We start from the raw sequence: 14,647 nt of genomic DNA, 5'->3' as shown, positions 1-14,647 counted from the left end.
CTCCTTATATCAACTTTTCAAACACTCTAATTTTTTCTTCTTTAATCTTGTAATCTGGTAGTTGTTTATGAACCAACCTCCAAAATTCTTTGGAGTGATTTTGATATACGATATGAGCTAATTCATGTATAACAACATACTCAATTAACGATGAAGATAGTTTTACAAGATGGTAGTTAAATGAGATACGATTAGTTGAACTACAACTTCCCCATCTATTTTTTGAGTATCTAAAACTTATGTGTTCTGGTAGAACTTGCATAGTCTTAGCCCACTTTTTTGTTAGTGGTATTATTTTCTCTATCGCTTTTTGCTTGTAAAAGTTTTCAATAGCATTATGAAGCTCAACATCACTACATTTTAATGGTGTCATTATATGAAACTTGGAGTGAGTGAAGTTTATAGCAATAGTGTCCGCATCTTCATCTTTAAGCATATTTACATAGTAGCTCTTACCCATATAGTAAAGCCTTGAGCCAGTTGTTATATCTTCATTAACTGCTATTGATCTGAATATATCAAGCTTCCTACCTATCCAAGCTGATTTATTTTTAACCATCTTGTTTATATCTTCTATGGGGGTAGTATCATTTGTTTTGACAAGCACTCCATCAGTATCAACATGAATATATGTATTTTTTAGTTTAGTTTTTCTCTTTATATAAAATACAATATTTTTAGTGCCATACTCTACACTATACATTTGTTTCTACCAACTTAGCCACTATATCTTTTGAGAGTTTTTTATCCACTTTATACTTAGCAAGTATCGGCTTGATAGAATTCCTCATCTCTTTTTGAGCATCACTTTGAGTCAGTATTGCTTTTTTATTTAACCACTCATCAAGAGTATCAAATATTTCAAGTGTTAGCTCAGTTGCTTCATCACTTAACTTTTTAACTAAGTCATAAACTACAAGTTGCTTCTCATCACTTAAACCACTATTACTATGTCTATTTTTATGGCGATTGATTATCACTTGCATATCATTAAACAAATCTATAACAGCCTGCTTTCGGTCTACCTTAGCATCTATTAATTTTCTCTCCAATAACTCTGAAAGTTCAAGTGCTAACGCTGGATTTTTTTCTTCATTTGCTTTTATAATTGCTTTTGCTTTATCAAGTGGGTTATGTTTTCCCTCTCTTGTAAGTTCTGCTTGAAACTGTCTATAGTCTGTAATATCAATAGGTGCTTTAAGTAGATATTCTATCCCATTAGCTCTAAGGTGTTCATCTAAAATCATTTGTAACTTCTTAGAATCTTCACGAGTAATCTTCTCTTTAGAATCTCTAACCATCATCTTTATTTCATTGAACAGTTTGAAGTCATAATCATATCTTGAAGCAAAAGGGTCTGGAAGAACTATGTTCATTGATTTGTTAAAATCACTTACAAGCTCTTTGAATTTATCTTTTATATCTTGTGGTTTCAAGTGCTTTATTGCTTGAAGTATAAAATCATCTCTTTCATTTTCTCTATTTTTCTTAACTGATTTAAAATAATCAACCATCTTTGTGTGTCTATTTTCAAGTGTAGTTTTCTCACTCTCTATATCTGCCATTACCTCACACGGCTTTAAATCTCCACTAAATATTTCAAGAGCATCTACGAGGTATTTAGTTATTCCTACAAAATCAACTACATACCCAGCATTTTTACCTTTACGAGTTCTATTCACTCTTGCTATTGCTTGAAGTAGATTATGCTCACGAAGTATCTTATCAACATAAAGAGTTTGAAGTATTGGAGCATCATATCCCGTTAGTAGCATATCACTTACGATTAGAAAAGCAGTATTGTCAAACTGTCTTTTACCTCCACGGCTTTTATCGTTCTCATCTCCAAATGGTAGTTTGAAATCTTCTATCGCTTTTTTTGTATCTGCTTGGGACGAGGCTAAATCATAAAACTCTTGTGGGTCTTTCTTTGTATCAAAACTCATTATAACTTTTGATTGAAAATTATTAACACCTTGCTCAGCCAATTTATTAAATGCTTTTTTATAAGCTATTGCTTGGTATCTATTGTGACAAACTATCATCGCCTTGAAACCGTCCAAATAGCTCTTATTTTTATAGTGTTCTACAATGCTTTTTGCTATCTCTTGGACTCTACGAGTAGCATTTTTATCAAGGCTCGTTGCTTTGGTTTTTAGTATCGCTTGTTTTTTAGCACTTTCATTTCCAAACGACTTAGCAAACTCAGCATCTAAAAGCTCTTTTTCAATGAAGAACTTACTTAGTCCTGTTTCATATAAAATTGGTAGCGTATTACCATCTGCTACTGATTGTTTTATAGTGTACTTGTCTATGTAATCGCCACCATAAAACTCGTGAAGTGTTGATTTGTTTTCTTTGTCTATTGGTGTTCCCGTAAAAGCTATAAACTTAGCATTTGGCAATGATTGTCGCATATATGAAGCAGTTAGTCCGTATTGACTTCTATGAGCTTCATCTATAAGAACAAATATATTCTCTTTCTCACTTAATACTTCTACTTCTTTCTTTTCCTCAGCTCTCTCTTGAAACTTTTGAATAGTAGAAGTTAAAGTTTTACCATAGCTATCTTTGAGTAGTGTCTTTAAGTGTGAGATTGAATTTGCTTGATGAACATTTGAGAAACCAACTCTGTTAAAAGTACTTCTGATTTGATTATCTAAATCTGTTCTATCTGTTAGAACTAAAATAGTAGGATTATCAAACCCACTTGTAGCAGCTCTTAACTTAGTAGCAAGGTATATCATAGTAATAGATTTACCACTTCCTTGTGTATGCCATACAACACCACCACGGTTTTCATTTTTAAGTCTATCTACTATTTTATTTACAGCTCTAAGTTGTTGGTATCTTGGTAGCTTTTTGATTGTTCTACCCTCAACAACTTCAAAAATTACAAAGTATTTGATGATGTCAAGAAATTTTCTTTTTTCAAAAAGGTTATAGATTAAAATATCTTGTGGTGTTGGTTCATTCTCAAGAAGTTTTATGAGTTCATCAGATGCAACTTCATTATATTTTGAGTAGAACTTCATATCTGCTTCTATAGTTCCATATAATCCACTTATACGATTAATAGCCCCTATGATTTGGTTGTAGTAAAATAGTTTTACAGAGTTAGCTTGGTAGTAGTCTAAATCAGCAATATCAGATATATCTACCTTTTGATTTTTTGCTTCTATGACTGCTAATGGTAGTCCATTTATAAACACAACTAAATCAGGGATAGAGTTAGCTCTTTCTCCCTTGAACTTCATTTGATTTACTATCAAATACTCATTGTTTTGAAGATTTTCATAGTCTATAAACTTTACAGTTCTTGGTTTTGCATCGGTCGTAGGTTTAAGTGATAGTGCATCCGCACGAGTTATGAGCTTATGAATTTGGGAGTTTATCTCCATAAGTGAGCTACCACTTACAGCTAAGATTTTACGGATTATTTTTTGTAAGTTATTTTCATTTAGCCAAGGGTTTATTCTTTTAAGTGAGTTTATTAATCTATCTTCAAGAACAACTTCATACATTTCGCCTTTGGCATCTAAGTAATCGTATTTTAGCTTTTTAAAAAGCTCTATCGCTGGGAGTTCACTTTGTAGGTATTCACTCATTTTTCTAAACCATTAAGTTTTAAAAGTACCAATAGTTCACTTTCGTTGATACTTTCTTTTTGTGTTTTAGAATAAATAGCTATGAGATAAACAGTATTATGCTCACCTATAAAATAATAAATAGTTCTAAAGCCTCCACTTTTACCTGTAGGAATAGATGAATTTACTACCCTCAATTTATAACAATTATGTCCTAAAGCAATTCTTGCTTGTGAATTATTCTCTAACTCTTTAGTCAATTTTTTAAAATCATTTTTTATATTTCTATATTTTTTTTGTAATGCTTTAAAATTTTGTTTAAAGCTATCTAATGGAATAACATTAAAGTGCATCTAAAAACTCATCAAGTGTTTCTAGTTCATCAGCTTTCTTTGGGTCATCTAGTATCTCTTTGAGTTGTTTACATCCTTCATCAAAACTTTTGTAAAACTCCTGTGCCTTTTGCTCTGCCATATAAGACTTGATAGACTCTATAATAATATCTGTTCTATTTAAGTTATACTCTTTTGTAAATTCATCTATCTGCTCTACCAAATAAACGGGAAGTCTAAGCCCTACTTGTTGTTTTTGAAGTTTTGCTAGTGAGTGCATAGTAAAATCCTTTTAGTATTTTTATATCTTAAATTATATACTATTTATATACATAAGTCAAACAGTACGAATTTCTCCACTTAAAAGCTTCTGTAATAAACCTTTTTTAAGTGTTTGATATTTCTCTTTTTTAGTTCTAAGAACTTCTAACTTTTCATCAGCAGTTAATAAGATGTCGGCTATTTGTTTTTGTTCTTTGAGTGGTGGGAGTGGAATTTTTGTATTTCTAATTGTCTTTAATGATAAGTTTTTAATTGTAGTTCCAGTTAGTTCTAACATAAAATAATCAAGAATATGACTTGACCTTAAAAGATAGAATAAAAATTGTTTTGATATTCTATTATTTGAGTTTATATATGCCACACTTTTACCAAGCATAACAGTTTCATTACTATAATAAGCAAGACTTCCAATTGTTCCATTTATTGATAGTAAAACAGTAGTATCATCTAATATTTTTTTGTTCTTATTATATTCTTCTTCACTTATACATTTAGTATTTTCTATAATTTCAATACTTTTGCCATTCAAATTATTTCCGTTGATAAAATAATAATCAGATTGTTTAAGATACTTTGGTGTTCCATGTAAGCCATCTCCAATTTTAGTTGTAAGGTTTTCTAATTTATCTATCTCCCAACTCTCAGGTATCTTCCCAAGCTCACTATCCTTAAACTCACAATGATTTATACCATCACTTAGTAGCTTTTGTAGTAGCCCTTTTTTAAGTGTTTGGGCTTTTTCTATCTGAGTAGCAATAGCATCTATCTTATCATCAGCAGTTGATAAAATATTAGCTATTTTCTCTTGTTCTTTTAGTGGTGGAAGTGGGATTTTAAGAGCTTCTATAATTGGCTTTCGTAGTGATTGAACAGTAGAACCAACAGAAGTAGCGATTAGTTTATTAACTTTTGGTTGAATAGCATTTAATAGAAACTTCATATTATTACCATTTATTGAAGTTAGCATATAAGTTCGTTGATGACAATTGAACTTTCCATTGTAATATTTAACTTTGAAATTACCTTCACCAGCTATAAACAAAGCTTCTGCATCAAAAGCATAAGTATCAATAGTTTGAACATCAACAGAACGAGTAAAAAAAGGATATTCTCCACCACCTACTTGGTCTTGGGCATTCATCTTTCCAGTTTTAACATTTAATATTTCACCGACTTTTACAACATCCCACTCAACAGGAATAACCCCTATCTCACTATCCTTATAACCATCTTTTATCTTAGTCATTTTTCAGTTCTTTACTTCTAAAGTACTTTCTGCTACAATATCTATACAATTTTCCTTCGGGATCGTCCCTTCTTTTTTAGAGGGGCAAAAATCTTCTTCAAATATTAAATTATGTAATTTCTTTTTTAAACATCTAAAATCATTCTCATTTATTTTGCCTATTTTTTTGATAAATCTTTTAGAACTAAAAAGTTTATGTTGAACAAGCAATGCCGTACTTATCTTTTCATCTAAAAATTTAAACTGAAAGTAAAAACTCCCCTCTCTTAAAGTTGTTGAAAGTGGGATACCTAAAAACATATCGTTGGTGTATCTTTTTAAAACCAAAACAGGTCTTTGAAACTTATCGCCTTTTCCATTTTGTTCAAAACCAATATTTTCACCAATTTTTAACCAAAAAATATCTCTCTCTTTAAAATATACTTTTTTATCTATTTTTTGAGTATTTTGTTTGACATCATTCCAACTGTTTAATTTTAGAGATTTATCATACATATTAAAAACCCAAACTTTTTAAATAACCATTTAACTTACTATCTATCTCTTGTTCTTTTACTTCTAAATCACTAATATCTAGCATTGTAGATTTGATGTCAATAATAACCTCTTCATCACTTGTATCTATGTATCGTGAAATATTTAAGTTGTAATCGTTCTCTTTTATCTCACTCATATCGACAACTCTCATAAATTTATCTATCTCTGTAAGTCCATCATAGCCATCAACTATTTTTTTAATGTTCTCGTTTGTCAGAGTGTTTTGATTTTTACCATTTTTGTATTCACTTGAAGCATCTATAAACACAACTTTGTTTTTTAGATTTTGAGCTTTGCTTTTGTTTATGATGATGATAGATGCAGGGATGCCAGTGTTGTAAAACAACTTTTCAGGAAGTCCAACAATAGCTTCAATGATGTCATCTTTAAGAAATCCCTCTCGTATTTTACCCTCAGTTCCACCACGAAATAAAATACCGTGTGGTAATACAACACCCATACGACCATCATTTTTAAGAACACTTATCATATGCTGAACAAATGCTAAATCTCCATAACCTCTTGGTGGTATGCCATACTTAAATCTTCCATACTCATCACAAACAACAGAGTTATACTTTGGTGCTATCTCTTTACCATTATCATCACTCTTAACATCTATCTCGGTACTTGCCCACCATTTCTTTAAGCTAAATGGTGGATTTGCGATTACACGGTCAAAGTTTCTTAGTTCGTTGTTTTGCTCATGCTTTGGATTTGCTAGAGTGTCACCCTTTTTTATATCAGCATCTTTAAAGCCATGCACAATCATATTTATCTTACAAATAGCCCAAGTTCCAAGGTTCTTCTCTTGACCATAAAGCTTGGCATCTACAAACTTACCAACAGTTCCACCATTAGCTTTAATGTACGAAGCACTTTGTATTAACATGCCGCCACTTCCACAAGTAGGGTCATAAACACTATTCCCAGCTTCTGGTTTTATGAGGCTTACAACAAGTTTCACTACCTCTTTTGGAGTGTAGAACTCTCCACCTTTTTTTCCACCATCATCAGCAAATTCACGGATTAGATACTCATAAGCCGATCCAAGAATATCTGGATTATCAAGATGTTCATTAGCAAGAGAGTATTTATTAAAATGTTGTAGTAATCTTGAAAGTAAGCTATCAGGAAGTTTCTCAGTATCTCCAAAATGAACAGCAGTCATAACACCCTCAAGTTGTGAGTTATTCTCTTCTATGAGTGAAAAAGCTTTGTCAAGTGCTTGACCAATGTTTTCAGTCTTTTTAGTTAGCTCAGACCAATAAGCATCACGAGGAATAAAAAATTGGTGATAATCTTCATCAAGGAGAGCAACTTTAAAACTTACACCATCATCTTTAACAGCTTGGTTTGCTTCTTCTATAAATTGGTCATTTGCTCTTTTTAAGAACAGTAGTCCAAAGATATAGTTTTTAAAATCTGAACTATCAATATGCCCTCTCATCAAGTCAGCACTATCCCATAGCCATCGTTCAAGTGTTTCAAGTGTAAGTTTGTTCATATTGTTTGAATCCTATAAATTACGAGGTACCCCTTGAGGGTATAATTTGATAATTATACTTTACAAACCTGAATTGTTAAACTAATTATCTCTTTTTACCTTATCCAAATATTAGAATAGTATTATTTTCAAAAATATTATGGAGAAAAAATGAAAAAAATTATCGTAGGGCTTATGATAGCCTTTTTATTTATAGGTTGTAGTTCTAAAGGTTCAGAAGAAGTAGTTGTGGAACCAAAACTTGTTGTTGGAAAAAGCTTAGATGCTATAGTAATTAATGACCAATTTGAAAAACCACAAACCATAGATGCTAATACAAAAAAAGTTATTTTTGCATTTTCAAAAGATGTTGCTCATACTTGTAATGATTATTTTGTAACTCAAGAACCAACTTACTTAAGTGAAAACAAAACTCAATTTATTGCAGATGTTAGTGCCGCTCCATCTTTGATTCGTAGTATTTTTATACTTCCCGGATTAAAAGATTTTAAACACACAGTTCTAATCTTAGATGACAAAAAAATTGCTGCATCTTTTAGAAGCGGTGTTGATGTTGAAAAAATAGTTATTGTATATCTAGAAAATAAAATTATAACATCTATAAGAACAATAAACTCTGCTGATGAGTTAAAAAATATTATTCTAACAAACTAATAGATTGAGGCATCTAGCCTCAATCTAAGCTCTTTATTTTTACTTTTTATTAATTCCCTACTAAACTTATATATTTACTTGACAATAGAATAAAATTACTCTATTATTGCACCTAAGATTCAATCTATACTAAATCGATAGATAAACAAATTTGGAGCAAAAGATGCATGAAAAGCCTTTTAGAAGCATTGTAAAAACTATCTCTTGGAGAGCACTTGGGACAATGGACACTATGATTATTTCTTACTTTATAACTGGAAATCTTAAAATGGCTGCATCTATTGGAGCCATTGAGCTATTTACGAAAATGGGGCTTTATTATTTTCATGAAAGAGCTTGGAGTAAGTCATCTTTTGGAATAGTAAAAACTACTTCAGATTATCAGATATAGGAAAAGAAAATGGACACAACTAACTTAAATAAAAGATTTAAGAACTTATCACCTCAAGAGATTTTAGAGTATTTTTTAAAAAAGTACGGAACTAAAGCAGCGTTATCGAGTAGTTTTGGTGCTGAAGACCAAGTTATAACAGATATGTTGCTTAAACTTGATAAAAAGGCAAATATATTTACACTCGATACAGGAAGACTTCATCCTCAAACATATAGTGTAATGGATGCAACAAACCTAAAATACGGTGTTAAAGTAAATGTCTTTTTTCCTAAAACTGATGAAGTTCAAAAACTCTATCAAGAACAGGGTGTAAATGGTTTTTATGAGTCTATAGAAAATAGAAAATCATGTTGTTATGTTAGAAAGATAGAGCCTCTTCAAAGAGCTTTAGGAGAATTGTCTATTTGGATAACAGGACTTAGAGCTACTCAGAGCGTAACAAGAGAAGAACTTAATATTATTGAGTTTGATAAAGTGAACAAAGTAATTAAAGTAAACCCTTTGCTTCTATGGAGTGAAGAAGATGTATGGACTTATATAAAAGAAAACAAAGTTCCATATAACTCACTTCATGACGAGGGCTTTCCAAGTATTGGTTGTGCTCCTTGTACAAGAGCCATTAAAGATGGAGATTATGTAAGAAGCGGTAGATGGTGGTGGGAAAACCCAGAACATAAAGAGTGTGGACTACACACAAAATAAAAAGGAGAAAAAGAATGATAAGTACAGAGCGATTAACACATTTAAAACAACTAGAAGCCGAGTCTATGCACATCATGAGAGAAGTTGTAGCGGAGTTTGAAAACCCTGCAATGCTTTACTCTGTTGGTAAAGATTCAGCAGTTATGTTGCACTTAGCCCAAAAAGCTTTTTTTCCTGCAAAATTACCATTTCCCCTGCTTCATGTAGATACTAGATGGAAATTTAAAGAGATGTTAGCTTTTCGTGATGAGATGGCTAAAAAACTCGGGTTTGAACTTTTAGTTCATACAAATCCCGATGGAATAGAGCAAGATATAGGACCATTTACTCATGGAAGTGCTGTTCATACAGATATTATGAAAACACAAGGTTTAAAACAAGCACTTAACAAGTATAAGTTTGATGCTGTTTTTGGTGGAGCAAGAAGAGATGAAGAAAAATCTCGTGCAAAAGAGAGAATTTATTCTTTTCGTGATGAAAAGCATAGATGGAATCCAAAAAATCAAAGACCAGAACTATGGAATGTTTACAATTCAAGAGTTAAAAAAGGTGAAAGTATTAGAGTTTTCCCACTTTCAAACTGGACGGAACTTGATATTTGGCAATATATTTATCTTGAAGGGATTCCTATTGTTCCTCTTTACTTAGCTAAAAAAAGACCTGTTGTAGTTCGTGATGGAGTTAAGATTTTAGTTGATGATGATAGATTACCATTAAGAGAAGGTGAAGTACCAACTATGGAAAGTGTAAGATTTAGAACACTTGGTTGTTACCCTCTTACTGGTGCAGTAGAATCAGAGGCAGCAACACTTCCTGAAATTATTCAAGAGATGCTACTAACAAAAACAAGTGAGCGTCAAGGTAGAGTTATAGATAATGACTCCGCAGGATCAATGGAAAAGAAAAAAATAGAGGGGTACTTTTAAGATGTCAATATTAGATAAAAAAATAGCTGATGATATTCAGAGTTATTTAAAAGAGCATGAAAACAAACAACTACTAAGATTTATAACTTGTGGTAGTGTTGATGATGGAAAAAGTACTCTAATAGGAAGACTATTACATGATTCTAAAATGATTTTTGAAGACCAACTAGCATCTATAAAAAAAGATAGTAAAAAAAGTGGTACAACTGGAGAAAAGTTTGACTTATCTCTTTTAGTTGATGGATTGCAAAGTGAAAGAGAGCAAGGTATAACTATTGATGTTGCTTACAGATACTTTGCAACTGATAAAAGAAAGTTTATTATTGCAGATACTCCCGGACATGAGCAGTACACTAGAAATATGGCGACAGGTGCTTCAACAGCAGACTTAGCTATTATCTTGATAGATGCTAGATATGGTGTTCAAACACAGACTAGAAGACACTCTTTTATTACAAAGATGTTAGGTATTAAGCATCTAGTAATTGCTGTTAACAAAATGGATTTGGTTGATTTTTCAAAAGAAAGATATGAAGAGATTACTGCAGATTATTTAGAATTTGCAAAAGAGTTAGGTTTAACTTCTGATCTTACTTTTATACCTTTATCTGCACTAGATGGAGATAATGTTGTAAACAGAAGTTCTAAATCACCTTGGTATGAGGGTGAGACTTTGATGAATACAATAGAAAATATTGAGATTTCATCAGACAGAGATTTAACTCACTTTAGAATGCCTGTTCAGTATGTAAATAGACCTAACCTTGATTTTAGAGGTTTTTGTGGGACTATTGCAGCAGGAATTATCAGTGTTGGAGATTCTATAACAGTTCTTCCATCTGGTAAAAGTTCTACAGTTAAAGAGATCGTAACTTATGATGGAAATTTAGAACATGCATATGCTCAACAAGCTATTACTCTTACTCTAAATGATGAGATAGATATCTCTCGTGGAGATATTTTAGTAAAAAGTGATGAACAACCTGATATAGCAAGTGACTTTGATGTAAACATAGTTTGGATGGATGAGCAACCTTTAACTAAAGGCAAGCAGTATTTTATAAAAAGAGCTTCAACTGTAACAACAGGAACGATAGAGTCTTTTTATCATAAAACTGATGTAAATACACTGGAGCAACAAAGTGCAAAACTACTCAACTTAAATGAGATTGGTCATGCAAAACTATCTTTAAATCAAAAGATAGCCTTTGATGCATATGAGCATATAAAAGCAATGGGTTCATTTATTATCATAGATAGAATCACGAACAACACTGTTGGTGCGGGAATGATTGTTAAAAAGTCTGATACAAGCACTAAAACTGTTATACATGAGCATTCAGAGTTTGAAGTTGAGTTTAACGCTCTTGTAAGAAAACACTTTCCTCATTGGGAAGCTAAAGAAATTTTGTAGGAGATGACATGACACAAGCAACAAAAAAAGAGAACCCTGCACAAAGAGTTGAGCGCATAAAAAAAGAAAAAAGTGGAATAGATGTACTTAAAGATATACATGAGTATGCTATTTATAACAAAGAGGTAGACCCAGAAGACATAGATAGATTTAAATGGTATGGACTCTACACTCAAAACAAAAATTTACAAGCTGAGATGGATGAAACTCTTTACTTCATGTTAAGAGTTAAGCTTGTTCTTGGATCTATAAATATAGAACAGTTAAAAGTTTTATCTGGAATTTCTAAAGAGTTTGCAAGAGGAACTGCGAACTTTACAACAAGACAAGCGGTACAGTTTCACTTTATAAGAGTTGCTGACTTACCTGAAATCTTTTTCAGATTAAAAAGCGTTGGTTTAAGTAGTCTTTATGCAGCAGGTGATGTTCCTAGAAATATCACTACTTGTCCAGTATCTAGCATCGACAAAAGCGAAATCTATGATGTTAGTGCATTAGCGTTAGAGTTAAATGCATATCTTGATGGAAATAAAGAGCTAGTTAATCTTCCGAGAAAATATAAGGTTGGGATTAGTGGCTGTTCTAAACACTGTATGGGACATGAGATACAAGACCTTTCTTTTACTGCAGTACTAACAGCTAATGGCGAAGTTTTATTTGATGTAAGTGCTGGTGGTGGATTGGCTTCTAATAAACAGTTTGCTTTGCATCTTGGCTATGTAAAAGATGAACAAGTTTTAGATGTTTTAAAAGCTGTTTCTATCCTTTACAGAGATAAAGGACTTAGACAGAGTAGAAGAAAAGCTAGACTTGGTCATCTTATAAATAGTTGGGGATTAAGTAAGTTTAAAGATGAAGTACAAAAAAGTCTTGGTTTTAACTTTATAAGTGATCTAATTCAAGAATATACTCCTTATTCTAAAAGAGAACACTTTGGTATTCATGCTTCTAAGCAAGATGGTAAATCATATATTGGTTGTGCTGTAAATGGTGGATATATTGGCTCAGTGGGATTAGCTTCTTTAGCAGACATCTTACACAAGCATGGAGCAGCATCTATCAGAACAACAACAACGCAAAATTTTGTTGTTGCTGATGTGCCAACTGAGAATGCTGAGGATTTATCAAAAGAGTTGTTAAGCATAAACATAGATGCTAATCCAAACCCATTTAAAGCAAGAACTCTATCTTGTACAGGTTCAAAATACTGTAAATTTGGAGTCACAGAAACAAAAGACAAAGCTATTGAGTTAGCAGAGTATTTAAATAATGAGTTCCCTGACTTTGATGAGAGAGTATCTCTATCTTTAAATGGTTGTCCAAACTCATGTGGGCATCCAGATATTGTGGATATTGGTCTAGTTGGAACGAAGTTTAAAAATAAACATGGAGAAACTATCACAGGATTCGAGTTAGTTTTAGGTGGGAACTTAGAGGGAAATAAATCAACATTAGGAAAGAAGATGAAGTTAAAAATTGCACCACAAAATGTAAATCATACAGTTGCAAATATAATTGATGCATATATAAAAAGTTCTAAAAAATATTTAGGATTGTTTTTAAAAGATTTAATAGAAGGAGATGAGTTTACAGTTTATTCTATAGTAAATCGATAGAGTTACTTGACATTATATTTTTAATTTGATATAATTTTTTCAGTTATTTAAAGAAAAAGGTTTTAATGTGGCAATAGTATCAACTAAAGGCATCTATGGTTTAACAGCAATGGTTATTTTAGCGAAAGAAAATGAACAGAAGCTTTTACAAATCAAAGAGATTGCATCCAAAGGCGATATTCCGCAAAACTACCTCGAACAAATACTTGTTACTTTGAAAAAGAGTGGCATTGTTGAGAGCATTCGAGGGGCTAGTGGTGGATACAGACTATCTAAAAACGCCAACAATATAACTGTTTTGGAAATTCTAAACTCACTTGAGAGTAGTTTTGCACAAACAGATATAAAAACTAGAAACTCTCTTCTTCAACCATTTTGGGATGATTCTCAAAATAAAATAGAAGAGATTTTTTTACTAACCCTGAATGAACTAGATGAATTTTTACAAAAAAGTTCTGAAAATTTCACATATTATATTTGAAGGATAAAAAATGAATATTGCAAAAGATGTAACTGAGTTAATTGGAAATACACCATTAATTAAAATAAATAAACTATCAGACACAACAGGTGCTACAATCTTGGGTAAATGTGAATTTTTAAACCCATCTTCTTCTGTTAAAGATAGAATTGCTTTAGCTATGATAAATGCAGGTATCGAAAATGGAGATATAAAAGAAGGTACTTTAATTATAGAGCCTACAAGTGGAAATACAGGGATAGGATTAGCTACTGTTTGTGCAGCAAAAGGGCTTGACCTTCTTTTAACGATGCCAGAATCTATGAGTCTTGAAAGACGACAACTACTTAGTGCTTTAGGAGCGAAACTAGACTTAACTCCAGCAGCAAAAGGTATGAAAGGTGCGATAGACAGAGCAACAGAGTTAAATGAAAATACGAAAAATACTTTTATGCCTCAACAGTTTAACAATCCTGCAAATCCTAAAATGCATAGAGAAACGACAGCTTTAGAGATTTTAAAAGATACAGACGGGAAAATTGACATCTTAGTTGCAGCAGTTGGAACTGGTGGTTCTATGACAGGTATTGGTGAAGTACTAAAAGAGCATAATCCAGAGATTCAAGTTATAGCAGTTGAACCATCAAGTTCACCTGTTATTTCAGGAGAAAAGCCTGGACCACATAAGATACAAGGTATAGGTGCAGGATTTATTCCAAGCATTTTAAATACAAAGATTATCGATGAGATTATAAAAGTAGATGATGAAGATGCTTTTGAATCGTCAAGAGAACTGGCTAAAACAGATGGATTACTTGTAGGTATCTCATCTGGTGCAAATATTTGGGCTGCCACGCAAGTAGCCTCAAAAGCCCAAAACAAAGGAAAAGTAATAGTTACTATTCTTTGTGACACAGGTGAAAGATATTTAAGTACGAGCCTCTATTCATAAAATAATGGCACATATTTGGCACAAGCGATAATCCAACA

At 32.1% G+C, this 14,647-nt stretch carries 15 protein-coding genes; 8 read left to right on the top strand and 7 right to left on the bottom strand.

Going from position 1 to position 14,647, the window contains the following annotated elements; translation table 11 throughout:
* Window positions 1-4 precede the first annotated feature (4 nt).
* Genes MOV42_RS06200 through MOV42_RS06170 form a run of 7 tightly spaced genes read right to left on the bottom strand, consistent with a single transcriptional unit; the run spans window position 5 to window position 7,491 of the window.
* Window positions 5-703, bottom strand: a complete 699-nt coding sequence (locus MOV42_RS06200) for a SprT family zinc-dependent metalloprotease (protein ID WP_324172908.1) — start codon at window positions 701-703, stop codon at window positions 5-7.
* Window positions 696-3,608: an HsdR family type I site-specific deoxyribonuclease gene (locus MOV42_RS06195; RefSeq protein WP_324172907.1), complete on the bottom strand. Its 2,913-nt coding sequence runs from the start codon at window positions 3,606-3,608 to the stop codon at window positions 696-698. The genes MOV42_RS06200 and MOV42_RS06195 overlap by 8 nt, the downstream gene beginning before the upstream one ends.
* The gene (locus MOV42_RS06190) at window positions 3,605-3,940 is read right to left on the bottom strand and encodes a type II toxin-antitoxin system RelE/ParE family toxin (protein WP_324172906.1); all 336 of its coding nucleotides are present in this window, start codon (window positions 3,938-3,940) and stop codon (window positions 3,605-3,607) included. The genes MOV42_RS06195 and MOV42_RS06190 overlap by 4 nt, the downstream gene beginning before the upstream one ends.
* On the bottom strand, window positions 3,930-4,199 hold the full coding sequence (locus MOV42_RS06185; protein ID WP_324172905.1) for a hypothetical protein: 270 nt from the start codon (window positions 4,197-4,199) through the stop codon (window positions 3,930-3,932). The genes MOV42_RS06190 and MOV42_RS06185 overlap by 11 nt, the downstream gene beginning before the upstream one ends.
* A gap of 57 nt (window positions 4,200-4,256) precedes the next feature.
* Window positions 4,257-5,447, bottom strand: coding sequence for a restriction endonuclease subunit S (locus MOV42_RS06180; RefSeq protein WP_324172904.1), 1,191 nt, complete (start codon window positions 5,445-5,447; stop codon window positions 4,257-4,259).
* Between the two features lie 3 nt (window positions 5,448-5,450).
* Entirely contained in the window at window positions 5,451-5,942 is a 492-nt protein-coding gene (locus tag MOV42_RS06175) for a type II toxin-antitoxin system PemK/MazF family toxin (protein WP_324172903.1), read from the bottom strand.
* 1 nt (window position 5,943) lies between these two features.
* Entirely contained in the window at window positions 5,944-7,491 is a 1,548-nt protein-coding gene (locus MOV42_RS06170; protein ID WP_324172902.1) for a type I restriction-modification system subunit M, read from the bottom strand.
* A 150-nt stretch (window positions 7,492-7,641) separates the two neighbouring features.
* Here MOV42_RS06170 and MOV42_RS06165 point away from each other — a divergent pair, with 150 nt between their 5' ends.
* From MOV42_RS06165 to cysK, 8 genes are all read left to right on the top strand, one after another.
* Entirely contained in the window at window positions 7,642-8,145 is a 504-nt protein-coding gene (locus MOV42_RS06165) for a hypothetical protein (protein ID WP_324172901.1), read from the top strand.
* A gap of 163 nt (window positions 8,146-8,308) precedes the next feature.
* Window positions 8,309-8,536 (top strand): DUF2061 domain-containing protein, encoded by a 228-nt coding sequence (locus tag MOV42_RS06160; protein WP_324172900.1) that lies wholly within the window; start codon window positions 8,309-8,311, stop codon window positions 8,534-8,536.
* Between the two features lie 9 nt (window positions 8,537-8,545).
* Complete coding sequence (locus MOV42_RS06155; RefSeq protein WP_324172899.1) at window positions 8,546-9,241, top strand: phosphoadenylyl-sulfate reductase; 696 nt, start codon at window positions 8,546-8,548, stop codon at window positions 9,239-9,241.
* A 14-nt stretch (window positions 9,242-9,255) separates the two neighbouring features.
* Entirely contained in the window at window positions 9,256-10,167 is a 912-nt protein-coding gene (gene cysD, locus MOV42_RS06150) for a sulfate adenylyltransferase subunit CysD (RefSeq protein WP_324172898.1), read from the top strand.
* A 1-nt stretch (window position 10,168) separates the two neighbouring features.
* Entirely contained in the window at window positions 10,169-11,581 is a 1,413-nt protein-coding gene (gene cysN, locus MOV42_RS06145; protein WP_324172897.1) for a sulfate adenylyltransferase subunit CysN, read from the top strand.
* Window positions 11,582-11,589: 8 nt separating this feature from the next.
* Window positions 11,590-13,197, top strand: a complete 1,608-nt coding sequence (locus MOV42_RS06140; RefSeq protein ID WP_324172896.1) for a nitrite/sulfite reductase — start codon at window positions 11,590-11,592, stop codon at window positions 13,195-13,197.
* A 67-nt stretch (window positions 13,198-13,264) separates the two neighbouring features.
* Entirely contained in the window at window positions 13,265-13,678 is a 414-nt protein-coding gene (locus tag MOV42_RS06135) for an Rrf2 family transcriptional regulator (RefSeq protein ID WP_324172895.1), read from the top strand.
* Window positions 13,679-13,688: 10 nt separating this feature from the next.
* A complete protein-coding gene (gene cysK / locus MOV42_RS06130) occupies window positions 13,689-14,609 on the top strand; it encodes a cysteine synthase A (RefSeq protein WP_324172894.1) in 921 nt (306 codons plus the stop codon).
* Window positions 14,610-14,647 lie beyond the last annotated feature (38 nt).

The organism is Sulfurimonas sp. (assembly GCF_029027405.1).
GTDB lineage: Bacteria > Campylobacterota > Campylobacteria > Campylobacterales > Sulfurimonadaceae > Sulfurimonas.
This window is presented reverse-complemented; position numbering and strand designations above follow the sequence as displayed.